The sequence below is a fragment of the Deltaproteobacteria bacterium genome (assembly GCA_020848905.1).
Classification (GTDB): Bacteria; Myxococcota_A; Polyangia.
On record JADLHG010000048.1, the window covers coordinates 1 to 24,117 of the forward strand.

The 24,117-nt window shown below is 71.4% G+C and carries 20 protein-coding genes; 10 read left to right on the plus strand and 10 right to left on the minus strand.

Annotated elements, in window-relative coordinates; translation table 11 throughout:
- Window positions 1-271 precede the first annotated feature (271 nt).
- The 3 genes from IT371_22085 to IT371_22095 form a co-directional block, all read right to left on the minus strand.
- A complete protein-coding gene (locus IT371_22085) occupies window positions 272-1,744 on the minus strand; it encodes a sigma-54-dependent Fis family transcriptional regulator (protein MCC6750370.1) in 1,473 nt (490 codons plus the stop codon).
- Between the two features lie 11 nt (window positions 1,745-1,755).
- Window positions 1,756-2,628 (minus strand): MBL fold metallo-hydrolase, encoded by an 873-nt coding sequence (locus IT371_22090; GenBank protein ID MCC6750371.1) that lies wholly within the window; start codon window positions 2,626-2,628, stop codon window positions 1,756-1,758.
- A 198-nt stretch (window positions 2,629-2,826) separates the two neighbouring features.
- Window positions 2,827-4,203 (minus strand): hypothetical protein, encoded by a 1,377-nt coding sequence (locus IT371_22095; GenBank protein MCC6750372.1) that lies wholly within the window; start codon window positions 4,201-4,203, stop codon window positions 2,827-2,829.
- Window positions 4,204-4,339: 136 nt separating this feature from the next.
- Here IT371_22095 and IT371_22100 point away from each other — a divergent pair, with 136 nt between their 5' ends.
- Complete coding sequence (locus IT371_22100; GenBank protein MCC6750373.1) at window positions 4,340-5,152, plus strand: SDR family oxidoreductase; 813 nt, start codon at window positions 4,340-4,342, stop codon at window positions 5,150-5,152.
- 18 nt (window positions 5,153-5,170) lie between these two features.
- Here the strand turns inward: IT371_22100 and IT371_22105 are convergent, their stop codons facing one another.
- The 3 genes from IT371_22105 to IT371_22115 form a co-directional block, all read right to left on the minus strand.
- Entirely contained in the window at window positions 5,171-8,428 is a 3,258-nt protein-coding gene (locus tag IT371_22105) for a response regulator (protein MCC6750374.1), read from the minus strand.
- Between the two features lie 80 nt (window positions 8,429-8,508).
- On the minus strand, window positions 8,509-10,398 hold the full coding sequence (locus tag IT371_22110) for an alpha-galactosidase (protein ID MCC6750375.1): 1,890 nt from the start codon (window positions 10,396-10,398) through the stop codon (window positions 8,509-8,511).
- Between the two features lie 218 nt (window positions 10,399-10,616).
- Window positions 10,617-11,078 carry a universal stress protein gene (locus IT371_22115; protein MCC6750376.1) on the minus strand — a complete coding sequence of 154 codons (462 nt, stop codon included), beginning with the start codon at window positions 11,076-11,078 and terminating at the stop codon, window positions 10,617-10,619.
- 220 nt (window positions 11,079-11,298) lie between these two features.
- On the opposite strand from IT371_22115, the gene IT371_22120 reads away from it, so the two are divergent.
- Window positions 11,299-11,748, plus strand: a complete 450-nt coding sequence (locus IT371_22120) for a CBS domain-containing protein (GenBank protein ID MCC6750377.1) — start codon at window positions 11,299-11,301, stop codon at window positions 11,746-11,748.
- Window position 11,749: 1 nt separating this feature from the next.
- Here IT371_22120 and IT371_22125 read toward each other — a convergent pair whose 3' ends face one another.
- Window positions 11,750-12,235: a universal stress protein gene (locus tag IT371_22125; GenBank protein MCC6750378.1), complete on the minus strand. Its 486-nt coding sequence runs from the start codon at window positions 12,233-12,235 to the stop codon at window positions 11,750-11,752.
- Between the two features lie 29 nt (window positions 12,236-12,264).
- Window positions 12,265-13,146 (minus strand): hemerythrin domain-containing protein, encoded by an 882-nt coding sequence (locus IT371_22130; GenBank protein ID MCC6750379.1) that lies wholly within the window; start codon window positions 13,144-13,146, stop codon window positions 12,265-12,267.
- A gap of 323 nt (window positions 13,147-13,469) precedes the next feature.
- Here IT371_22130 and IT371_22135 point away from each other — a divergent pair, with 323 nt between their 5' ends.
- Genes IT371_22135 through IT371_22145 form a run of 3 tightly spaced genes read left to right on the plus strand, consistent with a single transcriptional unit; the run spans window position 13,470 to window position 16,274 of the window.
- Window positions 13,470-13,961: a universal stress protein gene (locus IT371_22135; protein ID MCC6750380.1), complete on the plus strand. Its 492-nt coding sequence runs from the start codon at window positions 13,470-13,472 to the stop codon at window positions 13,959-13,961.
- Window positions 13,958-15,484: a hypothetical protein gene (locus IT371_22140; protein ID MCC6750381.1), complete on the plus strand. Its 1,527-nt coding sequence runs from the start codon at window positions 13,958-13,960 to the stop codon at window positions 15,482-15,484. The genes IT371_22135 and IT371_22140 overlap by 4 nt, the downstream gene beginning before the upstream one ends.
- Entirely contained in the window at window positions 15,426-16,274 is an 849-nt protein-coding gene (locus IT371_22145; GenBank protein ID MCC6750382.1) for a sugar phosphate isomerase/epimerase, read from the plus strand. Before IT371_22140 ends, IT371_22145 begins: the two co-directional genes overlap by 59 nt.
- A gap of 44 nt (window positions 16,275-16,318) precedes the next feature.
- Here IT371_22145 and IT371_22150 read toward each other — a convergent pair whose 3' ends face one another.
- Entirely contained in the window at window positions 16,319-17,791 is a 1,473-nt protein-coding gene (locus IT371_22150) for a trypsin-like peptidase domain-containing protein (protein ID MCC6750383.1), read from the minus strand.
- 358 nt (window positions 17,792-18,149) lie between these two features.
- Between IT371_22150 and IT371_22155 the strand changes: the two genes are divergently transcribed.
- Window positions 18,150-18,377: a hypothetical protein gene (locus IT371_22155; GenBank protein MCC6750384.1), complete on the plus strand. Its 228-nt coding sequence runs from the start codon at window positions 18,150-18,152 to the stop codon at window positions 18,375-18,377.
- 14 nt (window positions 18,378-18,391) lie between these two features.
- On the opposite strand, the gene IT371_22160 is transcribed toward IT371_22155, so the two are convergent.
- Entirely contained in the window at window positions 18,392-18,880 is a 489-nt protein-coding gene (locus tag IT371_22160) for a universal stress protein (GenBank protein ID MCC6750385.1), read from the minus strand.
- Window positions 18,881-19,041: 161 nt separating this feature from the next.
- On the opposite strand from IT371_22160, the gene IT371_22165 reads away from it, so the two are divergent.
- The 4 genes from IT371_22165 (at window position 19,042) to IT371_22180 (ending at window position 23,727) form a co-directional block, all read left to right on the plus strand.
- Window positions 19,042-19,479 (plus strand): CBS domain-containing protein, encoded by a 438-nt coding sequence (locus tag IT371_22165; GenBank protein ID MCC6750386.1) that lies wholly within the window; start codon window positions 19,042-19,044, stop codon window positions 19,477-19,479.
- Window positions 19,480-19,503: 24 nt separating this feature from the next.
- Complete coding sequence (ftsH, locus tag IT371_22170) at window positions 19,504-21,474, plus strand: ATP-dependent zinc metalloprotease FtsH (GenBank protein MCC6750387.1); 1,971 nt, start codon at window positions 19,504-19,506, stop codon at window positions 21,472-21,474.
- Window positions 21,474-23,090 carry a cbb3-type cytochrome c oxidase subunit I gene (locus IT371_22175; GenBank protein MCC6750388.1) on the plus strand — a complete coding sequence of 539 codons (1,617 nt, stop codon included), beginning with the start codon at window positions 21,474-21,476 and terminating at the stop codon, window positions 23,088-23,090. Before ftsH ends, IT371_22175 begins: the two co-directional genes overlap by 1 nt.
- 151 nt (window positions 23,091-23,241) lie before the next feature.
- Window positions 23,242-23,727 (plus strand): universal stress protein, encoded by a 486-nt coding sequence (locus IT371_22180; protein MCC6750389.1) that lies wholly within the window; start codon window positions 23,242-23,244, stop codon window positions 23,725-23,727.
- The last annotated feature ends 390 nt before the right edge of the window (window positions 23,728-24,117 follow it).

Below are 24,117 nucleotides of genomic sequence, written 5' to 3' on the forward strand. Positions count from 1 at the left end.
ACAGCGCGGAGCCGTGGTGTTCGACTCATGGTCTTCTTCTCTGCCCGGGCCATCTCTCAGCAGCCACTCTCGCCCTCAAGGGTAATTCCGGATGCGCCGACTGTCTCACTCACGTTGGCAGAGAGGGGGAGGAGCCCGAGGCGCGCTCGGTGCGTCCAGCAAGTGTCTTGCATGATTGAGTCGCCCCTTTGGAAAAGTAACATTGTAAGTGACATCGCCCGCCGCGCAAAATCTGCGAGCCGGACCTGCTTGCTGCCGCCGCCCCCCTCCTCTACCCCTCCCCGAGCTCCTTCAGCTTCCGCGCGAGCGTGTTGCGGCCGATGCCGAGCAGGCGCGCGGCCTCGGTGCGATTGCCGTCGCAAGAGGCGAGAGTGCGGCGGATGTGCTCGCGCTCGACCTCGGCGAGCGGGGTCCCGGGGGGATAGCCGGTCTCGGCGCTCTGGGGGGCGTGACCACCGGGGAGCGAGAGGTGCTCGGGCTCGATGAGCTCGGTCGCGCGGGAGAGGACCACGGCGCTCTCGATGCAGTGCTCGAGCTCGCGCACGTTGCCGGGCCAGGAGTGCTGCTGGAGCCGCGCCAGGGTCTGCGGGGAGAAGCCGCGGAGCTTGCGCCGGTGGCGGCGCGCGTAGACGTCGAGGAAGTGCTCGGCGAGGCGCTGGATGTCGCGCGGGCCGCGGTCGCGCAGCGGAGGGATGACGAGCTCGACCACGCGCACGCGGTAGTAGAGGTCGCGGCGGAAACGACCGGCGGCGAGCTGGGCCTCGAGGTCGGCGTTGGTGGCAGAGACGACGCGCACGTCGGCGCGCAGGGTCTGGCGACCGCCGAGGCGCTCGAACGCGCGCTCCTGCAGAAAGCGCAGCAGCTTGCCCTGGAGCGCGAGCGGGAGGTCCCCGATCTCGTCGAGAAAGAGCGTCCCGCCGTCGGCCAGCTCGACCTTTCCCTCGACGCGGCGGTCGGCGCCGGTGAAGGCGCCGCGCTCGTGGCCGAAGAGCTCGCTCTCGATGAGGCCGGCGGGGAGCGTGGTGCAGTCCACGTGCACGAGAGGCCCGCCCTGGCGGTCGCTGTTGTCGTGGATCGCGCGCGCCACGAGCGTCTTGCCGGTGCCGCTCTCGCCGCGCAGGAGCACCGTGGCGTCGGTGGTGGAGGCGGCCAGGATGCGGTCGTAGAGGAGCTGCATCCCCTTCGACTCGCCGACGATGTGGTTGAACGGGCCGTCCACGAGCACGCCGCGCGCGCGGTCGCCGCAGGGACGCATGGAGGTGAGCTGCAGCGCGTCCGAGACCTGACGCGCGAGGGCCGCGAGTCGCTCCTCGTCGGCGGCGGAGAAGGGGCCGTCGCGGTGGTTGAGGAGCTGGAGCACGCCGCGGATCCCCCCCTCCTCGTCGCGCACGGGGACGACCAGCATGTTGCGCGTGGTGTAGCCCGTGCTGGCGTCGATGCCGCGGAAGAAGTGCGCGTCGCGGGTCACGTCCTCGACGCGGACCGTCTCGCCGGTCTCGGCCACGTGACCGGCCACGCCGCGGCCGCGCGCCAGGCGAATCTCCTTCAGCTCGGGCAGGTGCGCCACGCGGCTGCAGAGCTCGCCGCTGAGCGCGTCTACCAGGTAGAGCGTGCCGCGCTCGCACGCGAGCTCCTCGACGATGCGGTCCACCATGGCCTTCACGAGCTGGTTCGTCGTTACCTGGCGCGGGAGGAGCTCCGCGACCGAGTGCAGGACCGAGGGGGTGTCGGGGGGCTGGGCCATGCGGGGTCGCGTCAGCGCTCGAGGGTGGGTCCATCGTAGCCGGGATCGCCGGCCGGGGCGAGGGCGAGCCCTTCGTCCGCGTCGAGGCGGAGGGTCAGTCCTTCGCGGGCCGCGACGGTGCGCGGAAAGAGGGCCCGCGCGCGCGCCTCGAGCTCGGCCACCGCCGCGTCGGTCCGTGACGGGTCGTGGTGCGTGAGCGCGAGCTGGCCCACACCGGCGGCACGCGCCAGAGCCGCTCCCCGCTCGAAGGTGCTGTGCCCCCAGCCGACCTTGGCCGGGTACTCCTCGGGGAGATACTGCGCGTCGTAGACGAGGAGGTCCGCCCCGCGGGCGAGCTCGACGAGCGGCGCGTCGAGGCCCTCCGCCGCGTGCTCGACGTCGCAGGCGTAGACCACCGAGCGGCCGTGCGCCGTCAGGCGATAGCCGATGACGCCTCCCGGGTGGCGGAGCGCGGTGGTCGCGATCTCCACCGAGCCCACGCGAAAGCGTGCCCCGGCGTCGATCGGCTCCACCGCGAGCTGGGCCGAGAGCGCCTCGAGCCCGATCGGAAAGGTGGGGCCGCCGGACATCTGCGTGGCGAGCGCGCGCAGGAGCCCCTGGGGCCCGACGAGCCGTACGCGGCTCTGCGGGTGATAGAGCGGCGCGCAGAAGGGAACCCCCTGGATGTGGTCCCAGTGCAGGTGCCCGAAGAGGAGCGTGGCCTCGAGCGGCAGGCCCGCCTGGCGCAGCCCGAGCTGACGCAGCCCCGTGCCGCCGTCGAGCAGGATGCGCTCGCCGCCGAGGCGCACCTCCACGCAGCTCGTGTTACCTCCGACCTCCGCGGTGGCCGGGCCCGGGCAAGGCACGCTGCCGCGCACGCCCCAGAAACGAACGAAGTGGGTCATGGGAACCTCCTCGCAAGAGGTGAAGAGCAAGGGAGGTGCCAGCGGCGAGGGCTACGCTTCTCGCGAGGTTGGCCCGCGGCACGGTGGAGCGGCGCTCCATCCTGGTGCGTTCGTCACACGGAGGCGATCGAGGACGGGGCGGGGGCGGGAAGGCGCTAATCAGAAGCGCCTTGCTTGGGGATCACACGTCGTCGCTGCTTATGGCGCAGGCTTGTCGATGGGCTTGATGCAGTTCGAGATGTCGTAGATGAGGTACTCGAGGATGCGGTCCTGCGGCTCCATCTGCGCCGAGCAGTACTCGGGGAAGGGCTTCGGATTGGGCATCGGCGGGAGCCCCGGGTAGAGCGGCGGCAGCCACTCCGAGTCGCGCCCCTCGGTGTGATACGACGAGAAGAGGATCTTTCCGCAGTTCTTGAAGTTGTAGGTCACCGTGAGCGGCAGCGTGCCGGTGACCTTGCCATCCTTGGACTTCACGTCCCCCTCGACCCAGAGCTTCACGTCCTTGCCGAGCTTGCGCATCATGACCCACTCCACGAGGAAGTGCTGCACGAGCACCTTGTCCCCCGTGATGGTGCCCGGGAAGAGGGCCAGCCACTGGGCCATGTTCGGATCCTTGATCGTGGCCTGCACCTTCAGCCCGTCGGCGCCGAGCGCGCCGGCGTTCGCGCCTTCGGGGCCCTCACCCGAGTCGTCGGGCTGGAAGTCCACGAACGGGGCGAGGCCGGTGATCTGCTCCATCCAGTCGTAGCTCCAGTCGGTGATGTAGAGCCGGCCGCCGGCGTTCACGTAGGCCTCGATGTTGTCGCGCACGGCGGTCTTCTTCAGCTCGTCCTCGAAGGTGTTGTCCGTGCAGTTGATGAAGATGACGGCGTACTTCTTCATCAGGTCCAGGTTGTTGACCAGGTTCTTGAAGGGGGTGAGCTTCTTCGTCGGCGAGACGAGCACCTTGGCCCCTTCGTACAGGTCGAACTGGTCGTCCTGGATGCCGAGCTTGCGCAGCACGCACTCCATCTTGTCGTAGTCGCCGGTGGCCACGGCCATCTTGGGGATCGAGTCGCCCTTGTGCGCCTCGCCGGTGCGCTTGGGCAGGCGGGTCTCGTTCACCGTCAGCTTCAGCGTACCGCTCGGCGGCACGTTCACCTCGATCACGCGGCGGAAGCGGCCGTTCTGGAAGACGAGCGTGTACTTGCCGGGGCAGACGTTCTTCAGCTCGAAGGTGCCGTCGAACTTGCTCGTGCCGAACCAGAGGTTCGTGCTGTTGCCGTAGGTGCCGCAGACCTCGCATTTCACGTCGGGAGGGAAGAGCTCGGGCACGCGCGACGGGATGAAGACCGTGGCCCCGGGGACGGGGTCGGTGCCGTTCGGCGCGAAGACCGTGCCCGTGATGCTGGATTCCTTCCCGGGGCAAGTGGGCGTGCCGCCGCCGATAGGGCCTCCCGAGTCGTTCCAGATCGAGCTCGCATCGTCGCCCGTACCGCCGTCGCCCCCGGCGCCTGCCTCGCTGCTGATGAACGGCTTGCTGCCGCAGCCGACGAGCAGCCCCAGAAGAACCGTCGTCGAGAGTAGTCGCGCCATGCTTACCTCCTTGCTAAGAACGACCGCGTCGCCGGACTATGGCGCGGGGGAGCGCGGCAAGTCAATGTGACCCGTACCGCGCGCGAGCTTGGCCGGGCGCCTCGTGCGGACCTCGGCTCTGAGGCGGAGGAGTGGCATGCAGACGAGTATTCCTTTTTGCGCGGACTTGCTGGCGGGACAGGTATGGCTGATTACCGGCGGCGGGACCGGAATCGGCCGAACCACGGCGGAGCTCGCGGCGCGGCTCGGGGCGCGCGTGGTGATCGCCAGCCGCAAGGCCGAGCGGCTGGCCGTGGCGGCGCAGGCCATCCGCGACCAGGGGGGGCTCTGCCTCGAGCTGACCTGCGACATCCGCGAGCCCGAGCAGGTGGAGGCGCTGGTCCGCCGCACGCTCGACGAGCTCGGTCGGCTGGACGTGCTGGTCAACAACGCGGGGGGGCAGTTCCCGACCACGGCCGAGTCGCTCTCGCGCAAGGGCTGGGACGCGGTGATCCGCAACAACCTCTCGGGCACCTGGTACGTCACGCAGGAGGCGGCGCAGAAGGCCTTCATCCCGGCGCGGCGCGGCGCGGTGGTGAACGTCATCGCGAACGTCTATCGCGGCTTCGCCGGCATGGTGCACACCGGGGCGGCGCGGGCCGGCGTGGACAACCTGACCAAGACGCTTGCCGTGGAGTGGTCGCAGTACGGGATCCGCGTGAACGCGGTGGCGCCGGGGATCATCCAGAGCTCGGGGCTCGACCAGTATCCGCCGGAGCTCGTCGCGCGCACGGCGCAGGCCATTCCGTTCAAGCGGCTCGGCACGACGCACGAGGTGGCGGTGCCGATCGTCTTTCTCGGCTCGCCGGCCGCGAGCTACGTCACGGGCGTGACGCTCTACGTGGACGGAGGCTCGCGCCTGTGGGGGGACATCTTTCCGCTCCCCGACGCGCCCGCTACGCCGCGCTGACGGTCTTTCGCGACACGCTCAGCGAATCCGTTCGTTCACGAGGGCGCGGATCTGCTGCAGGTCGAAGGGCTTCTCCACCCGCAGGTTCGGCACCCGGTCGAGGAAGGCCCTCGCCTTCGGGGTGAAGGCGCCGCCCGAGAGGAAGATCATCTGCTGCGCGAGCTCGGGGTTCTTGCGCTTGAGCTCGTCGTGGAGCTCCATCCCGGTCATCTCGGGCATCATCAGGTCGCAGAGGATCACGTCGAAGCGCTCTCCCGTGGCCAGGCGCTCGAGCGCCTCGCGCGCGCTCGTCAGCGCCACGACGTCGTGGTCCCGCGAGAGATTGCGGCGCACGGTGCGACCGATCATCTCCTCGTCGTCGATCACCAGCACGCGGCCGCGCCGCCGCGCGTCGGGGACGGTCGGCCGGACCTGGGCTTGCTCGCCGCTGTCGGGTCGCGCGGCGGGGAGCGTCACGCGGAAGGTGCTCCCCACGCCGACCTCGCTCTCGACGGAGATCTCGCCCCCCAGGCCGCTCACGATGCGCTGGCAGATCGAGAGGCCGAGCCCCGTCCCCTGGCCGACAGGCTTGGTGGTGAAAAACGGCGTAAAGAGCTGGCGCAGCACCTCCGGGGGCATCCCCGAGCCGGTGTCGGAGATCTCCACCACCGCGCGTCCGTCGGCATCGGTGCGCGTCGTGACCCGGATCTCGTGCGCCTCGGCGTGCCCCTCCTCGATCGACTGCGCGGCGTTCACCACCAGGTTCAAGAAGACCTGGCCCAGGCGGGACTCGGTCCCCTCGACGGGCGGGGCCACGCCGTAGTCCTTCACCAGGCGCGAGCGGTGCTTGATCTCGTTCCAGGCCATGCGCAGGCTGGAGTCGAGGATGCGGCGCAGGTCCACCGCGCCGCGGTGCTCCTCGCCCCCGCGCGAGAAGATGCGCAGGTCGCGCACGATCTGTCGCACGCGGTCGGCGGCCTCGCGGGCGTCGCGAAGCTCGTCGGCGGCCTCGGTGAGCCCGGACGCCCCGGGGTTATGCCGCCCTGCCTCGGCGAGGTCGCGCGCGGCGAGGTCCAGGTTGGCGATCACCGACGCGAGAGGGTTATTGATCTCGTGCGCCACGCCCGCGGCCAGCATCCCCACCGACGCGAGCCGGTCCGAGACCAGGAGCTGGGCCTGCGCGCGCTTCTGGTCGGTGAGGTCGCGGGTCACCCCCACCACCCCCACCGTCTCGCCGTCGCTCTGGCGGAGGGGAGAGACGACGGTCTGGAAGGTGCGCGTGGCCCCCTCGTGCAGGAAGTCCCACTCGAAGATCACCCGCTCTCCGGCGAGGGCCCGGCCGATCGCCGCGTCGTGAGGGCGCGCGAGCTCGGGACCCAGGATCTCCTCGGGCGACCTTCCAATGTAGCGCGGCGCGTACGTCTGTGCCTCCGTGCTGTAGCCGCCGAAGACGCTCGTGTAGCGGTGGTCCCGCCCGACGGTGAAGACCACGTCGTCGAGAGAATCCACGAGGCTGCGAAAACGCTCCTCACTCGTGCGCAGGGCATCGAGAATTTCGGCGCGGCCGCTCGCGTCGCGCAAGGTGACGAAGAGCAGCCGCTCGCTCTCCACGTCGACGACCGAGGCGCTGATGTCCACGAGCTGGATGGTGCCGTCCGGCCGGAGCAGGACCACATCGTCCACCCGCGCCACCCCCTCGGTGAGGAGCCGGGCGAAGACCGGGCGGGCGCTCTCCATCGTCTCGGGGGCGATGAGCGAGAAGATCGACCGTCCCACCAGCTCGGCCCGTGGCAGCCCCTGGAGCTCCTCCGCGCGGCGGTTGGCCTCGAGGATGCGCCCGTCGAGAGTCAGCACGCACACCCCGTCGAGGGCGTTCTCCATGAGAGTGCGCGAGCGCTCCTCCGAGGCGCGAAGGCGCTCCACGGTGGCGCCGAAGGTCATGGCCTGGGCGAGCTGGCCGGCCACCGTCACGGCGAAGGTGCGCCAGTCGGTCCCCGCGAAGTCGCGCACCGTGGAGAGGAGCACGAGCGCGCCCATCGGTTTCTGCTGGCCCACGAGCGGGGCGATAAGCGCAGCGGTCGCGTCGCCGGCGCGCCCGAGAAAGGCCCGGCCGAGCGGCTCGGGGACCAGCGCCGATGGAGCGACGAGCAGCGTCTGGGTCTGCATCGCGCGGCGAAAGAGCTCGGGGACGCCGAAGGCCTCGCGCCAGGCGTCGCCGGCCAGGGCCTCGCACCCGACCTGCAGGTGCGGGATGGGGGCGAGCTGCCCGTCGGCGAGGTAGAGCGCCGCCGCGCTGAGCCCGGCCGCCTCCAGACAGTGGTGGAGAGCGTCGCGGAGCGCGTGCGCGAGGCTGCCCTCGCGGGCGAGGCCCTCGGCGATGCTGCTCAGGACCGAGAGCGCGGCCCCCTGGATCGCACAGCGCTCCACGAGACCCACGTTGATCGTGGCCTGCCGCTCGAGCTGCGCGACGGCGCGCTGGAGGTGTTCGAGCTCGAGCACGGCCGAGTCTCCCGTGGGCCGCGGCGCCGCGCGGGAGTCGAGCGCCTCGAGGAGCGCGGCCACCACCCCGTCCGCGCCGGCCGTGCGCAGGGCGAAGCCGCTCGCGCCGACCTTGTCGGCCAGCGCGCGGTCCTGCGCCTCCAGATAGTGCGAGCTGACGAGGATCACCGGGATCTGCGAGAGGGCGTCGTCGGCGCGCAGCGCCAGGCAGAGCTGAAAGCCGTCCATCCCCGGCATCAGCACGTCGGTGAGCACCGCGTCGGGAGCGCGGACCCGCGCGGCGGCCAGAGCCTCGCGGCCGTCGCGGCAGAGCTCGACGACGAAGCCGAGCTGCGAGAGGCGCGCCCGGAATAGCTCGAGCTGCATCGGGTTGTCGTCGGCGACGAGGATGCGGCGCTCGCGTCCGGGGGTGGGCAGCGCCGCTCCCGGCCGCAGCGTATGGGCCTCGACGGTGCGGAGGAGCTGGTGCGGGTCGAGCGGCTTGAAGAGCACCGCGCTGAAGGGGGCCGAGGCCACCCGCTGCTCGTGCTCGGGAGAGAGGAGCCCGCTGATCCCGACCACGGCCACGTCGCGGCCGGCGGGCAGCGCGCGAAGCCGGAGCACGAGCTCGCAGCCGTCCATGTCGGGGAGCTGGAGGTCCTGGATGATCAGCGCGGGGCGCTGGCGCGCGAGGAGCTCGAGCGCCTGGGCGGCGGTGTGGGCCTCGTGCACCTGATAGCCGGCGCCCGCGAGCGCGAAACAGATCCCCTCGCGCGTGACGGGGTTGTCTTCGACGAGAAGAATCGGTGCCGAGGTCATCCGGACTCCCCCAGAGCGCGGGCTCCATCATGCCACGGAGCGCGTGTGGCCGATAGACTACGTCGTGCCTGTGCCGGGGGTCACGGCGGCGGCGCACGGGCGAGCAGCCGCGCCGCGCGAGGCGGTACGGTCGTGCCCTCGACGGCGAGCGGGGCCTCGGTGAAGTTCAGCGCCACGCGGCGTCCGTCGGGGAGACGCCAGAGGGCGGGGAGCACGTGATCGTTGCGGGCCCGCAGGTGATCCACGAACGCGTTGGCGAGGGCGAGGGGGGGAGAGGCGGGGACGAGCTCTTCGGGCCGTCCGGCGAGGCCCCCGGTGGCAAGCGCCGCGCGGGTGGGGTCCACGCCGAGGGTCAGCCGGTCTTTGGTGAGCTGGCTCAGGTCGTCCGACAGGAACAGCGCGCCTCCCGCGAGCGCGGCGAGCCAGCCCCCGACGCCCACCTGCTCCTCGGGGAGCGTGCGCAGAAGGACCGGGTCCGCGTCGCAGAGCACGACGGAGCAGAGGTGCCAGCGCGCGGCCAGACTGCGCGCCTGATTGGGGAGGAAGAACCACGACGGGCCGAGGTTCTGCACCGCGATGTCGTTGCCGAGGCGCCAGCCGTCGAGCAGACCGAAGCCCGCTATCGGCGGTGCGCCCACGCCGACGAGCAGCGTCTCTTCACCCGCGGCCTTGCGGATCAGGTCCAGCGCGAGCTGGTAGGCCTGCATCCCCGTGAGCGGGCGGGTGCGGCGCGCCTCGTAGGTGCCGGCGAAGAGGAAGTCGATCTTCAGCAGCCGGTAGCCCCAGCCGACGAGGCGCATGATCACGGACTGCAGGTGGGTGGCCGCTTCGGGATGCGTGACGTCGAGGATGCGCATGCGCGTGCCGAGGGGGTGCACGTAGCTCACGTCGGGCAGGAGCCACTCGGGGTGCTCGAGGGCGGTCTTGCTCCCTTCGTCCACGAGCAGCGGCGCGAGCCAGACGCCCATGCGAAAGCCCGCGGCGGTGAGGTCCTTGGCGAGTCCGGCGAGCCCCGACGGAAACTTCGCGTTCGGCGTCCAGTCCCCCCAGCGCTCCTGCCAGCCGTCGTCCACCACGATGAAGGGAGACTCGCCCTGCTTCAGGAGCGGCCCGAGGAGCTCCTTGGCGCGCGGCGCGTTTCTCCGCACGGAGGCTTCGTCCACGTCGGCCCAGAGCTCGTACCAGGAGTTCCACCCGGCCGGCGCGGGGCGCGGCTTCCCTCGTCGGCGGGAAGGGAGCCCCGCCCCGTAGGACGCGAGGAGGGCGGGGAGGTCGCGGCCCAGGCCTATCTGCCACCCCTCTCCTTCCAGAACGTCCCCGGCCTGCACGCGCACCGCCTCGCCCGTGCCGCCGCTCGTCAGGCGCAGGGCGAGCGTGTCGTCGGCGCCGCGCTCGACGGTGACGTAGGACTTGAAGCGCGCCGTGGAGAGGACCCCCGCCACGAGCGAGAGCTCGCCGCCGCCGACGAAGGTGTACCACCAGGAGTGCGTCTCCCCGCGGCGCAGCACCTCGGCATCCCCCACGGTCGCGAGCGCCTCGGCGAGCTCCGCGGCCGGGCGCGGAGGACCGAGGGCCAGCACGCCGCTCTGCGACCAGGATTGAAACCCGTTCGAAAGCCAGCCGCGGGCCCCGGGGAGGCGGGCGTCGCCGCCGAGCGCCAGCCCCTCGAGGGTCACCGGCTGTCGCGCGACGAAGCGCAGGTGCACGCCGTCGCTGCGTCCGAGCTCCACGCTCGCCTCTCCGGCGGGGCCCACGGGGCAGGCGAGGCGCTGACCGCTGACCGTACACGGACCGTCCTTTCCACCTCCGCGCCAGGCCCCCTCGAGGCGCGCCAGGGGGCGTAGCCGGACCCACCCTGAGCCCAGCTCGAAGCGCACGCCCTCGGTGGTCACCGTGGCGTTGAGCGCTTCGGGAGGCGCAGTCTCGCCGCACGCGAGAGCGAGGGCTCCGCACCCGGCCAGCAGGGCCACGCAACCGAGCCGTCGCGACGTGGCGCGGATGGGAGACAGCGTGCGTGAGACGGCCCCACGGAACGGGGCCTCTAGCGGATCGATAGTGTGCCGGAACATCGGCGGAGCTTACCCGACGCGCCGCCTCTGTATCGAGGGTTCGTGTCAGGAGGGCCCGAGGGATCCGTGGAGGGAAGCGCGCCGGGGGCCTTTTCGACCCGGCACCCACCCTGCCGGTTTTATTTCTCGGGCTGGCGCAGGGTCAGAACGGGACAGGTCGCGCGGCGGACGACCTTCTCGGCGGTGCTGCCGAGGAAGACGCGCTGCACTCCGGTGCGACCGTGGGTCCCCATGACGATCAGGTCGTAGGCCTGCTGCTCGGCCAGCTTGAGCACCTCGTCGGCGGCCACCCCTGCCACGGCTTCGGTATCCAGCGCGACCTCGCGCGGCCGGTCGACCTTCGCCAGGAAGGCGGCCATCTCCTCCAGCGCGTGCGCCTTGGCGTACTGGCTCATGGTTAGGGGGGGCTGCCCGGGCACGAAGACCGTGACGTCGGGCAGGAGGTAGCTCGGGGGATCCCAGACGTGAAAGACGTGCACTTTGGCCCCTACCTTCGAGGCCAGGTCGAGCGCCCACTCCAGCGCGTGCCGCGAGCATTCGGAGAAATCGACGGGGACGAGAATCTTTCCGATCTTGAACATCGGTTGCACCCTCCGGCTCTCGCTCTACCGTGAAAACGAAGCAAGGTCCATTCCACCGCGCCTCACGGTGGGGGTGCTCGGGGGCGCGTAGCGGGATGGGGCCCCCGAGGTCCGTCGTGGCATACGCATTGCTTCGAAAGGATCCGTACGCGGCGCGTGGCGCCGCCTCGGGAGGAAACGCGGAATGGGCAACGTGGCACCATCGATCGTGGCGGATCTCATGTCGCGTAACGTCGTCACGCTCGACGTGGAGCAGGACCTGGCGCTCGCCGAGGAGATCTTGAAGCTCGCGCACTGCCGGCACCTTCCCGTGGTCCAGGAAGGCCGGCTCGTGGGGCTCGTCACCCATCGGGACCTGCTGCGCGTCCTGGCCGAGACCACCGCCTCCTTCAGCACGGAGGAGAACGAGTGGTTCGGGCGGCAGCGCGTCAAGCGCACCATCCGCGCCGGGGACGTGATGACGCAGGGGGTGACGACGGTCTCCCCCGACACGCCGCTGACCACTGCCGTGGAGCTGATGCGCCAGAACAACTTTGGCTGCCTTCCCGTGGTCGAGCGCGGGGATCTGGTGGGCATTCTGACGGAGTGGGACCTCGTGGACTGGGCGGGCAAGGCGCTGGAGGAGAAGCGCGCGAGCAGCCCTGCGGGGGATCCCTCGCCGGCTATCTGAGCTACTTCTTCTTCTCCCACTCCTTCTCCGCGTTGCTGCCTCCGACGGTGAGCACGGGGCAGGGAGCCTGCCGGACCACGCGCTCCGCGACGCTGCCGAGCGTGACGCGCGCGAGGCCCGTTCGTCCGTGGGTGCCCATCACGATCAGGTCGTACGCGCCGCTCTTCGCGCGCTCCAGGATCGCGTCGAGGGGACCTCCCTCGACCACGTCGGCGCGCCGCATGGGCTTGCGGTCGGTCTCGATCCCCGAGAGGAAGGTCTCGAGCTCGAGCCGCGCCTCGCCGATGTTGTAGTCCAGCGCGGCCTCGCCGAACGAGATCGCGTCGGTGCGAAACGGGGAAGGCGTCGCGGCCACGCTCGAGTGCCAGACGTAGAGCACGTCGAGCTGCGCGCCGTGTTCCCCCGCCAGCCAGAGCGCGTAGTTCAGCGCGCGCATCGAACAGGCGGAGAGATCGACCGGGACCAGGATGCGCTCGAGGGCTGCCATGGGGGTCTCCTTCACGGTGTCCTGCTCCTTCACGACCGGCCGTTTTGATGGTTGGCCTCGCCCGCGTAGTGTTGCCGGCGGTCGAAGTAGTCCTCCTGAAAGACGTCGTCCTCGGCCAGCTCGTGGTTCGCCAGGCGACGGAGCGTCTGCGTGGTCTTCGCACGCACCACCTCGGGCGGGGTCTCGCCGGAGGCCAGGAGCGCGACGAGCTCCGCGAGCTCGGTTCGAATCACGATGTGTTCGTCGCGCAGCGCGGCGACCGAGCGGCTCAGGTTCGGATGCCGTTCCACCACGTCGGCCAGAAACCCTCCCTGCTCCTCCCGCTCGAAGTGCAGCGTGAGGGCTCGCGCGAGTCCCTCGAGCGCGCTCGCCAGGTCGCGCGCCCAGGCCTTCCTCTCGCGGGCGTCGGCGGGCCTGCGGGGAGGCGCGGCGACGAGACGCGCGATCGGCACGACCTGCGCGTCGAGCTGGCGGTGTTCCTCCGTCATTGGATGCCGCCTTGCGTTCGGGTCCTTGGTCTCCAGCGAAGGCACGCGCGGCATCGAGTCGGAAGGCCGGCGACGCGATACCAGCACCACCGCGGCCACGAGGAGCAGCCCCGCGAGCGCGCCGGAGCCGCCGCACCCCGTCTCCACGTCACAGCCCGACGGTGGGGCGCTCACCACGTGGTCTCCCGGGACGAGCGGCGCGATGCTCGATGCGAGCTGGTCCGGAACCGGCAGCGGGCGGAGCGAGCCTCCGTCCCGAGGCCCGGCTTCGGGGGCGGTCGCCGCATCCGGGGGGAGAATCGCGCCCTGGCCCCACGCAGCGGGTATTCCGACGAGCAAGCCCAGGCTCGCGGCTACGACGACGCTCGCCAACGCGCGGGCGCGGTGGCCACGATGCAGGCGATCTGTCGCGCGACTTCGCATGGCTCCCTCGTCGGACCACAGGTCCCGGGATCCAGGAGCACCCACTGAATAACGGCAGCAATCGCCATGCCAGCGTGGATCTGCGGCCCGCGTCGCCAGGGCTCGTGCGCTCGCGCAGTGGTCGAGGGCCACGGTGGCCCGGAGCGGGGCTGCTTCGGTGGTGCGTCGGGTCACCCTGACTCTCCGGCCCCGGGCTCCCGAGGCGATGCGGGTCGCGCCGGTCCGCTTCGTGCCGGGACGCCTGCCCCACGCCGCGGAGAACGGAGCCCTCTTCTCCGTGGAACGTGCCTTGCAGCCTCTCGCACTGGGCTCCTGCGGAGTGCATGATGATGGCCAGAATCCTCGTCCCGGTGGACTTCTCGTCCTGTTCGTGGGCCGCGCTCGACCAGGCCTTCGAGGTGGCGACGCGCACCTCGGCGACCCTGGTGCTGCTGCACGTCTGGAAGCCGCCGCAGCACGTCTTGCCCGAGATGGTGATCTTCTTCCCCGGAAACCAGGAGCAGAGCCTGTCGGACTACGCGATGGCCGAGGCGGGGAAGGAGATGGAGCGCTTCCTCGCGGCCCTCTCCCCCGAGCGGCGGCAGCTCGTCCGCACCAAGATCGTGCTCGGTCAGCCCGTCACGTCGATCCTGGAAGAGGCGCAGTCGGGGGCCTACGACATGGTGGTGATGGGCACGCACGGGCGCCGAGGGCTCTCGCACTTCTTCCTCGGGAGCGTGGCGGAGCAGGTGGTGCGGCGGGCGGCCTGCCCGGTGCTCACCGTGCGCGGCCCGAAGGGGCCCCCCAAGGCCGCCCAGGCAGTGGCCCAGCAATGACCGACGTCGTGCGCCTGTTCGAGACGGCGCTCTGCCAGACGAAGAAGCCGGTTCGCTTGCGCCCGCCCCGGACGGGAGCTCACGCACACGCGCTGACCGCCGTGCAGGCGCGGATGCTCGAGTTTCTCGGTGGCCCGTCCCTCGAGCGCTCCGCCGCCGTGTACGTGGCCGCGGCCGACGAGCGGAGCGGGCCGTTGCGCTATCCCCCGCGGCCCCCCGCGACGCTCTGGCGCTCCGTCGAGCGCGGGTGCGAGGTCTACCGCTCGCTCTGGGATCGCGCGTCCCTCATCGTGCACCTGGACGTCGAGTACGTGAACTTCGACTTCCCCTGCGAGCCCTACCTCTCGCCCGAGCGGGCCTTCGCCGCGCAGCGCCCCGTGGTGGAGAGTATTCGCCACGAGCTCGCGCGCCTCGGCATCGCGGCCCTGCAGCTCGTCACGGGCCGAGGCCATCACTTCGTCTGGCGCGTGCGGCGGGCCACCAAGGCCTACCACCGGCTGGTGCAGCTCGGGCGCGTGCCGCGCTACCTCGAGGAGCGCTACCGCCAGGTGGAGGGGCCGAACGGCGAGAACGTGGAGCTGGAGCTCGGGGCGGCCTTCTCGGGCCTCGGCCTGGTGATGGAGTACCTCGCGCACCGCGTGCAGCGGGCGGCGGGGCCTCGTTCCCCGGTCCCGGTGCAGCTCACGGCCGTCGCGGCGGGACCCTCGGAGCGCGGGCGAGAGGTGGTTTCGATCGACATCTCCGAGTACGGCGACCCGCTCCACACGCGGGCCATTCGCCTTCCTTTCAGCCCGTACCTGAAGCTCCAGCAGCAGCGCGAGGTGATGGGCGAGCTCCACGTGGAGGCGCTGCCCCCCCTCTGGGTCATCCCCGCGGAGGGGCTCAGCGAGCGCGATGCGCTGCAGACCATGCGCGACCCCCTGGCCGTCGAAGCGCTCGCCGAGCGGTGCCACACGCGCATTCCGGACGCCTCGGCTGGCACCCATCGCCTGGCCCTCGAGTACGCGGGGGGACGGCTCGCGCGCTTCCACGACTGGTTCTATCAGCAGGAGCCCGACCCGCCGCAGGCGTGGCCCGAGACCTACGACCTCCTGCCGGCGGACGCGCTCCCTCCGTGCATCCGCATCATCCTCGAGCAGCCGAACGACCTCTTGCTCACCCCGACGGGGATGCAGCTCGTGGTGCGTACCCTGCTCGGCCTGGGGTGGCATCCCCGGCACGTGGCGGGGCTGCTCCGCTCCAAGTTCGAGCGCGACTACGCCTGGGGCGGCATGTGGGAGCACTACAGCCCGGGCGCGCGCGCGGACTTCTACACCCGCCTCTTCGCCGGGCTGGTCGTGGCCGGCGAGGACGAGCTCGTGGATTTCAACTGCCAGTCGAGTCGCGAGAAGGGGTACTGTCTGGATTCGAGCTGCACCGCGAATCTGGTCCCGTACCGCGAGTCCCTACGCGCGAGGATCTGCCATGAGCGATTGGCCCATTGGCCTGTCAACCGGCTGTTTCTACCAGACGAGCATCTTTGACTGCCTGGAGACGATCCGGCAGGGCGGTTTCGGCAAGATCGAGGTCTGCTCCTTTCCGGCGCACCTCGACTACCACGACCGCGAGGCGGTCGAGCGCGCGGCGCAGCGCATCCAGGAGCTCGGTCTCGAGGCCTATTCCTTTCACGCCCCCTTCGCCGAGCGGATCGACATCACGGCGCTGGACGCGGGGCACCGCGACTTCTCGCAGCGCGAGATGCTCCAGGCCGCGGAGTCGGCGGCGCGTCTCGGGGTGCGCTACTTCGTCATTCACCCGGGACCCGAGCGCGGCGGGATGCCCCCGGCCGAGCGCTTCGAACGCTTCGAGCGGGCCGTGATGGTGCTCGATACCGTGGCGCGGCGCTGCCGGGAGCTCGGGATGGCGCTGGTCCTCGAGAACATGCTCCCGCACCTCTTCTCGGGGCACGTGCGCGACCTCCTCTGGATCATGGGCGCGCTCTCGAGCACCGACGTGGGCTGCTGCCTGGACACGGGGCACGCGGCGCTCTCGGGGGACCTGAAGACGGCCGTTCCCAAGCTCTCCGGACACCTGTGGATGCTGCACGTGAGCGACAATCGCGGGCAGCGTGACGATCATCTGCCGCCCGGAGAGGGACAGATCTCCTGGGACGAGCTCCTCGGGCAGCTCGACCGTGGGGGCTTTCACGGGGCGATGATTCTCGAGATCGCCGGGGACCACGATCGCGACCGGGCCATGGAGGCCGCGCGACGGGGCCGGGCCTTTCTGAAGGAGCGCGCGCGCCAGCTCAAGATCGCGGCGCTCGGGGGTTAGGGCGTCGCTCTCGGCGCGGCTCTCGGCGCGGCTCTCCGCGGCTGCTACGGACGGAGCATGGTGTAGACCACGCTCCCGTTGCGGTAGTAGAGCACCAGCAGGAAGCGGCCGGCGCTCCGTCGATAGACCTCGCCGAAACGGGCCGTGGAGGCGAGCGGCGCGCCGTTCAGCGCGAGCAGCACGTCGCCAGGCACGAGGCCGGACGAGGCGCCGCGTCCCGTGGAGCTGACCGCGAGGACCACCACGCCCGAGCGAATCGCGAGCGGGATCTGGTGCTGGCGTCGCGATGCGGTGTCCAGCTCGCCGATGGTGAAGCCGCCGAGGGGCCCGTCTTGCTCGCCGAGGTGCAGGCCGGGGCGGGTCCGCGGGGGAGCCTCGGCGAGACGCACGCGCACCGAGCGGGTCTGCCCGCCGCGCACGAGCTCTACCGCCACCGTCGTGCCGGCTTCGTGGCGACCGAGGGCGCGCCGGAGCTCGCGGCCCGTGCCCGTGCTCTGGGTCCCGAGCGAGCGGAGGACGTCCCCGGCGCGCAGCCCCGCGCGCTCGGCAGGGCCACCCGTCGCCACCGACGCGACCTCGACCCCCGTGCCGCCCGGTAGCCCGTAGAGCGCGGCGCGATCGCCGCCGAGGTCGCGAAGCTCCGCGCCGAGCCAGCCTCGCACGAAGCGACCGCGGCGGAGCAGCCCCGCCAGGATCGGAGCCACCGTGCTCGACGGGACGGCGAAGCCGATCCCTTGGTAGCCGCCGCCCGGGGAGAGGAAGGCGGCGTTGAGTCCCAGGAGCGCTCCATCCAGGTTCACGAGCGCGCCCCCCGAGCTGCCCGGCGTGATCGCGGCGTCCGTGACCAGGAACTCCTCGTCCGCGATCGCCCCGAGGCTGATGTGCCGCCGCGCGGCGATGACTCCGAGCCCTACCGCGTGCCCCTCGCCGTAGGCGTTGCCCACGGTGAGCACGAGGCCTCCGAGCGCGGCGCGGTCGGAGTTTCCGAGGGGCAACGGGCGAAGTCCGGGGGGCGGCGCTCGCAGCCGAAGGAGCGCGAGGTCCGTCTCCGGGTCGGTGCCGACCACCGTCGCCGCGAAGGTTCGCCCGTCGAGCAGCGTGACCTCGACCCGCGTGGCGAGCTCCACGACGTGATGGCTCGTGAGCACGAGGCCCTCGCGCGAGACGATGACCCCCGAGCCCACGGACCGTTCTCGCGCCGGGGGACCGGGTGCCGCCGCCTCGCGGTGCAAGGAGGACCCGGGGGCAGCGCCGAGCGGCCCCTCGTCGTTTCCCGTGCCGGGGGGGCGCTGGAACGTGCGCACGGCGGCCACGCCTACCACGCTCGGGAGCACGCGCGCCGTCACCTCTGCCAGCGCCGCGTCGAGCTGACGCGCGGCCGGAAGCCAGCGGTACGCCCCGTCACGCGGGCGACTCTCCGTGCTGGGAGGTCCCGCGGGGCCGGGTTGCGTGGCACACCCTGCCGCAACGAGCAGCGCGAGTACGCTGGAGCGAGAGGCGCGGCGAAACCAGCCCATCCCTCAGGCTGGAGCAATCGACGTACCACCGGCCGCGAGGCCGGGCTGCGTACGCTGCCGGCCCGCGCGGCCCGTGCAGCTCGCGCGACCTCGGAGCAGATCCGCTTTCCTGCGGATCGGCCGTTGCGGTGAGAGCCCCGATGACTCGGCCGCACGGGGCGCAGCGCGAAGACTGGGGCCACCTTGACCCCGGGGCCTGGAGGGGCGCGACGAGCCGGCCCCTCTCTGACCCAGACCGCCCGAGAGCGCGCGGAAGCCGTCGGCGGCCATCTCCTCGCGAGGCGGCCCGTTGCGGTCGGTGGTACGTCGCTTGCTTGGTTGACTACGACGCGCGTAGCGCATCGAAGGGAGGAGGACCATGTCGCTGTATGCATCATGGGAGGGGGAACGGGAGCGTCTGCCTCCGCGCCCCCGGCCGCGCGGGCTGCGAGATCCGCTGCCCGAGGCGGTCATGGAGTACGTTCGCGTGCGAGCGGCGCAGCTTCTCGACCAGACCTCCGACGAGGACGCGGAGTGGGCCTGGACCCAGGCCGAGGCGGAGTACCGCGCCGCGACCTGGTTCAAGCCGCGCACGGCCTCTGTGTAGTCACCCCGCAGTGACTAAAGGACCGGCGGTGTGGCGCGGCTACGTCCCGGAGCGCCGTGGATCGTGATCACGGGGCAGCTCGCCCGGCGAACCACGTTCTCGGCCACGCTGCCGATCACCAGGTGCGCCAGGCCACGTCGCCCGTGCGTGCCCATCACGATCAGGTCGTAGCCCTCGCGCTTCACGAGGCCGAGAATGCTCTCCAGCACGTCGCCCGACTCGAGCCAGCCCTGCGCCCCCGCGACCCCCTCGCGCTCGAGGTCGGCCAGGAAGTGCTGCATCTGCGTGCCCGCTTCACTGCGCGCGAAGTCGACCAAGCGCTGATCCGGCTCTCCGGGGCGGCGGATCATCACCTCGGGCGCGACGTGCCGCGGAGGCTCCCACACGTGGGCCAGATCGAGCGTGGCGCCCAGCTTCGCCGCCAGGAACGCCGCGTAGCGCATGGCGGCCCACGAGCACTCCGAGAAGTCCACCGGGACGAGTATCTTTTGCACACTCACCATCGCCATCCTCGCTTCTGGGTTCACGCTGGTTAATAGCAAGACGCGTTCCACGAGGTGCGTCGTGGCGCCGCACCGCCCCGTGCTGGAATGACGATTGCACCTCCTGCGACGAAGGCACAGGGATGGGGGTTCACGGCGGAGCGCCGTGCAGGGAGGAGCAGATGCGGCTTCAAGACATCATGACGGCGAGTGTCCTGAACGTAGCGCCGGACGGTGCGGCCGAGGAGGCCTGGACCACGATGCAGGTGCACAAGGTGCATCACCTGGTGGTGGTGGAGGAGGGCAGGGTGGTCGGCGTAATCTCCGACCGGGACCTCGGGGGCCCGCGCGGGATGCACCGGCGCGTGGGCACGACCGTCGGCGAGCTGATGACCGAGTCGGTGGTCACCGCGTCGCCCACTACCACCGTGCGGGAGGCCGCGAATCTCATGCGGGGCCACGTCATCGGCTGCTTGCCGATCGTGGACGGGCAGAGGCTGGTTGGGATCGTCACCGTGGCCGACCTGCTCGAGCTCATCGGTCGCGGAGTCGAGAAGCCCGTAGCGCGCAGCAAGCGTTACACGTTGCGACACGAGAAGACCGCCACGGAGCGTCGCTAGCGCGCCGACCCCGCGAGAGGCCCGATGGCGAACCGTCGAAAGAGCCTGCGCCTGGGACCTGAGAAGCCCCGGGAGTCTCCCGACGGGGCGCCGCAACGCCGTCTTCCCCTCGGGACGAGCTCGTTTCTGATCTGGCTCGTGGCGGGGCTCGTCGGCGTGATGGTCTTGCAGCGGTGTCTCGACCGCGGCGACGTGCAGCGCGTGGCCTACAGCGAGCTGAAGCAGGGAGTGCGCGAGAAGCGCTTCGAGCGCGTGACCCTCTCGCCGGACTGGGTGCGTGCCTTTCCCCGCGCGGCCGCCAAGGGAGCCAAGGAGAAGGCCGTGCGTCCGTGGCAAGCGGGGCGCGTCCCCGACGACGCGGCGCTGCTGAAGCTCCTCGACGAGGCGGGGGTGCCCTACGAGTGGTCGGCCTCCTCGGGGTTCGGTCAGCTCTTCTGGGTCTGGATCGCGCCGCTGCTCCTCGGGGTGGGGATCGTCTGGTTTCTCTTTCGCGGAGCCGCGGGGGCCATGCGGCAGGGCTCGGGGGGACTCATGGCCTTCGAGAAGAGCAAGGCCCGCGTTCACTTCGAGTCCGACACGGGGATCACCTTCTCCGACGTGGCGGGGATCGACGAGGCGGTCGAGGAGTTGCGTGAGATCGTCGAGTTCCTGGCGCACCCGGACAAGTTCCGTCGCCTCGGCGGAAAGATCCCGAAGGGGGTGCTGCTCCTCGGACCCCCGGGGACGGGCAAGACCCTGCTCGCGCGGGCCGTCGCGGGCGAAGCCAAGGTCCCCTTCTTCAACCTGTCGGGGTCCGAGTTCGTGGAGATGTTCGTCGGCGTGGGCGCGGCGCGCGTGCGCGACCTCTTCGAGCAGGCGCAGGGCTCGGCGCCGTGCATCATCTTCATCGACGAGCTGGACGCGCTCGGCAAGTCGCGCGGGTGGGGCGGTTACACCGGGGCGCACGAGGAGCGCGAGCAGACGCTGAACCAGCTCCTCGCCGAGATGGACGGCTTCGACCCGCGCGTGGGGCTCATCGTGCTCGCGGCCACTAATCGCCCGGAGGTGCTCGACCCGGCGCTCATGCGGCCGGGGCGCTTCGATCGGCAGGTGCTGGTGGACCGTCCGGACAAGAAGGGGCGCGCGGAGATCCTGAAGCTGCACGTGATGGAGGTGAAGCTGGGCGCGAATGTGGACCTCGACAAGGTGGCGGCGCGCACCCCCGGGTTCGCGGGCGCGGACCTGGCGAACGTGGTGAACGAAGCGGCGCTTCTCGCCGCGCGGCGCAACGCCGACGCGGTGGAGCTGCAAGATTTCGAGGCGGCCATCGAGCGCGTCGTGGCTGGGCTCCAGAAGAAGAACCGCTGTATGAACCCCGACGAGAAGCGCATCGTCGCCCACCACGAGGCGGGGCACGCGCTCGTGGCGCTGTCGCTGCCGAACGCCGAGCCGGTGCACAAGGTGTCGATCATCCCGCACGGGTACGCGGCGCTCGGCTACACGCTGCAGCTCCCGCTAGAGGACCGCTACCTGATGCGCGAGGAGGAGCTGAAGGACAAGCTGGCCACGCTGCTCGGGGGGAGGGCGGCCGAGGAGCTGGTCTTCGGCGCGGTGAGCACGGGGGCGTCGAACGACCTCAAGCGGGCGACGGACCTGGCGCGGGTCATGGTGCTCGAGTACGGCATGAGCCCGGCGCTGGGCCCGCTCGGCCTCGGCGGCGACGGTCGCCCACGCTTCCTCGGGGGGGAACTGCCCGCCTGGCCGCGGGAGCAGCTCTACAGCGAGCGCACCGCCGAGCTGGTGGACGCGGAGATCAAGCGCTTGGTCGAGACGGAGCTCGAGCGGGCCAAGAGCGTGCTCGTGACCCGACGCGAGGTGCTGGCGGCGATTGCGGCCCGCCTGCTCGAGGTGGAGGTGATCGAGAAGGAGGAGCTCGACCGCTTGGCGGGCGCCAAGGAGACAGCCGTCGCGGGGGTGTCGTCGGGGGACGAGCTCACGCTGCGCAAGGTGGGGTGATGCGCACCCGACCCGGCGCGGATCGCTTTCCGATCTTTCCGGTCGCACCGGCGAGCTATCTCGCGATGCCCGGCGGGGTCCGGGCCTGGCTTCTGACCCACGATCACAAGCGCCTGGGACTGCTCTATCTCGGGACCACGCTCGGCTTCCTCTCGCTCGGGACGCTGGCCGCGGTCGTGGCTGCGCTCGCGGGTCCGGTAGCATCGCTGCCGCTCGTGGGCCCCGAGCTCCGGCACAAGCTCCTCGACCTCCACGGCCTCGGAATGGTCTTTCTGTTCGTCGTGCCGGCCATCCCGGGGGCGCTCGGGAACCTGGTCTTGCCGCTCATGCTGGGGCTCCGTCGCGTGGCCTGGCCGCGGCTCGCGCTCGTCGGTTTCTGGCTCTACGTGGCGGGCGGCGCGACCTTGCTCGCGGCGGTCGCGCTCGGAGGCAGCGGGCCGAGCTGGGTCTTCTATCGCCCCTTCGCCGCCGAGCCGGAGCGTCGCGCGCTCGTGTACTCGGCGGCGGTGGCCCTCCTCGGGCTCTCCTCCGCACTGAACGGGGCGAACCTGGCGGCGACGATCCACGGGCGTCCGGGCCCGCATCGCGCGCTCTCGGGCGTGAGCTACCTGGGCTTTGCGCTCTACGTGACGGCGGCGGCGCAGCTTCTCGTGACCGTCGCGCTCCCCGTGGTGGCGCTCGTGGGCGGCCTCGAGGCCTGGCGTCTCGGACTCGTCGAGCACCTCGAGCTCGGGGGCGCAGCGATGGCCCACCAGCTCTTCTGGTTCTACTCGCACCCGGCGATCTACCTGGCCAACCTGCCGGCGCTCGGCGTGGTCGGCGAGCTACTGCTCGTGCACGGAGGGCGGGCTCCGCTCAGCCGGCGGGCAGTGATGGTCTGCGTGGGCCTTCTGGCCGCTCTCGGCGTGGGCGGCTTCGCGTACGAGGTGCTGGTCTTCCTCGGCGCCACGGGGCCCCGCGCCTCGAGCTTGAGCCCCCTGCTCCTCGCGGCGGCCGCGCTCCCGGCGCTGGTGCTCCTCCTCGGCTGGGCGCCGGCGCTGCTCCCGCTCCGGCGCGCCCCGTCCGTGGCCGGGCTCTACGCGCTCTCCTTCGTGGTGTGCGTGGGGCTCGGGCTCCTGTCGGGAGTGTGGGTCGCGCTCCGCCCCGGGGGCCCGACGGCGGCCCACGGCGCGTACCAGCTCAGCCACTTCCACGTCACCCTGTTCGGCGGGACGGCCATGGCCTTCCTCGGAGGGCTTCACCACTGGTGGCCCAAGTTCACCGGACGCATGGTGCACGAAGGCTGGGCGCGCCTCGCTTGGGGGCTCCAGCTTCTCGGCCTGCTCCTCGGGTTCGGCGGCGTGCTGGCGCTCGGCGGAGCGGATGGCGGTGCGGCGCCCGGGGCCATGCTTCCCTGGAGCTTTCGCGTGCTGGCCGTGTGGGGGCAGCTCGTGCTCGCGGCGGGGCTGGCGATGACCTTCGTGACCTTCGGGAGGTCGCTCCGGCGTGGAGCCGCGGCACCCACGAATCCTTGGGGGGGCCAGACGCTCGAATGGCAGACGCCTTCGCCGCCGCCGCCGGAGAACTTCGCTCCGGGGGCCCGGCCGGAGGGGCCCGGAGCCGCCCGGAGACGGTGAGCGCGGGCGGTGAGCGCGGGCGGTGAGCGCGGGCGGTGAGCGCGGGCGGTGAGCGCGGGCGGTGGATCGGGCGGTGGATCGGGCGGTGGATCGGGCTTGGAATGGGCCTTGCTTCGACTAAGATGGGCGCAACGCGCGCTGGAGGGGCCGTATGAGCTACGACGTCAAACGGATTCTGGTCCCCGTGGACTTCTCGCTGTGCTCGTGGTCTGCGCTTCAGCACGCGGCGGCCTTGGCCCGCAAGCTGGCGGCGGAGGTCGACATCTTGCACATCCTCGAGACGCCGCACTACATCGTCCCCGAGGTGATGGTCTTTCCCCCGGGCGAGGCGCCGCAGACCCTCGCCGAGTACACGCGGACCCAGGTCTCGAAGGAGATGGATCGCTTCCTTCAGGACGCGCCGAACGTCGGGGATGTGCCGATCCGCGTGCTCATCGAGCGCGGGGACCCGTTGCGGAAGATCATCGAGCTGGCCGAGAACAACGGCTACGACCTGATCGTGATGGGCACGCACGGGCGGCGGGGGCTCACGCACCTGCTCCTCGGCAGCGTGGCGGAGCGGGTGGTTCAGCGCTCGCGCTGCCCCGTGCTCACGGTGCATCCCCCGCAGACCGACGGGGGGACCCCAGAGGTGTAGCGCCGGGCGGCCTTCCTTCGAGGAGCGAGCCGACCTGATCCCAGAAATCGAGCGGCACGCCGGGTGCGGTGCTCGCGCCCTTCGCGACGCTACTCGGCAGAGGGCTCGTGCCGAGCGCTGCCGCAGGCTGCCGCGGGCTGCCCGGATCCCCCGCGCGTCTGCGCGCGGCGTAGGCGCCGAGGTCCATCGCGTCCTCTTCGAAGGGCCGCCTCTCGGGCGTGGCACCCCAGCGGGGCCGGTTCTCCGAGGTGCGGCGAGAGGGGGAGGTGGCCGCTCGCTCCCCCTCGAGCCCGCGCTCGGGTGGTGGGCCCGTGCGCGGGGGCCGGGCGCAGCCTCCCGAGAGGCCTACGAGGGCCCCGAGGAAGAGACCCATGAAGAGACCGCAGGGCA

Bases quoted from the DNA above. Each gene is read 5' to 3' on its own strand.
- IT371_22120 (MCC6750377.1), top strand. From the start codon at position 11,299: ATGTCGCGTAACGTCGTCACGCTCGACGTGGAGCAGGACCTGGCGCTC.
- IT371_22155 (MCC6750384.1), top strand. From the start codon at position 18,150: ATGTCGCTGTATGCATCATGGGAGGGGGAACGGGAGCGTCTGCCTCCG.
- IT371_22125 (MCC6750378.1), bottom strand. From the start codon at position 12,235: ATGGCAGCCCTCGAGCGCATCCTGGTCCCGGTCGATCTCTCCGCCTGT.
- IT371_22175 (MCC6750388.1), top strand. From the start codon at position 21,474: ATGCGCACCCGACCCGGCGCGGATCGCTTTCCGATCTTTCCGGTCGCA.
- IT371_22180 (MCC6750389.1), top strand. From the start codon at position 23,242: ATGAGCTACGACGTCAAACGGATTCTGGTCCCCGTGGACTTCTCGCTG.
- IT371_22150 (MCC6750383.1), bottom strand. From the start codon at position 17,791: ATGGGCTGGTTTCGCCGCGCCTCTCGCTCCAGCGTACTCGCGCTGCTC.
- IT371_22100 (MCC6750373.1), top strand. From the start codon at position 4,340: ATGCAGACGAGTATTCCTTTTTGCGCGGACTTGCTGGCGGGACAGGTA.
- IT371_22130 (MCC6750379.1), bottom strand. From the start codon at position 13,146: ATGCGAAGTCGCGCGACAGATCGCCTGCATCGTGGCCACCGCGCCCGC.
- IT371_22140 (MCC6750381.1), top strand. From the start codon at position 13,958: ATGACCGACGTCGTGCGCCTGTTCGAGACGGCGCTCTGCCAGACGAAG.
- IT371_22145 (MCC6750382.1), top strand. From the start codon at position 15,426: ATGAGCGATTGGCCCATTGGCCTGTCAACCGGCTGTTTCTACCAGACG.
- IT371_22165 (MCC6750386.1), top strand. From the start codon at position 19,042: ATGCGGCTTCAAGACATCATGACGGCGAGTGTCCTGAACGTAGCGCCG.
- ftsH (MCC6750387.1), top strand. From the start codon at position 19,504: ATGGCGAACCGTCGAAAGAGCCTGCGCCTGGGACCTGAGAAGCCCCGG.
- IT371_22115 (MCC6750376.1), bottom strand. From the start codon at position 11,078: ATGTTCAAGATCGGAAAGATTCTCGTCCCCGTCGATTTCTCCGAATGC.
- IT371_22085 (MCC6750370.1), bottom strand. From the start codon at position 1,744: ATGGCCCAGCCCCCCGACACCCCCTCGGTCCTGCACTCGGTCGCGGAG.
- IT371_22135 (MCC6750380.1), top strand. From the start codon at position 13,470: ATGATGATGGCCAGAATCCTCGTCCCGGTGGACTTCTCGTCCTGTTCG.
- IT371_22090 (MCC6750371.1), bottom strand. From the start codon at position 2,628: ATGACCCACTTCGTTCGTTTCTGGGGCGTGCGCGGCAGCGTGCCTTGC.
- IT371_22160 (MCC6750385.1), bottom strand. From the start codon at position 18,880: ATGGTGAGTGTGCAAAAGATACTCGTCCCGGTGGACTTCTCGGAGTGC.
- IT371_22105 (MCC6750374.1), bottom strand. From the start codon at position 8,428: ATGACCTCGGCACCGATTCTTCTCGTCGAAGACAACCCCGTCACGCGC.
- IT371_22095 (MCC6750372.1), bottom strand. From the start codon at position 4,203: ATGGCGCGACTACTCTCGACGACGGTTCTTCTGGGGCTGCTCGTCGGC.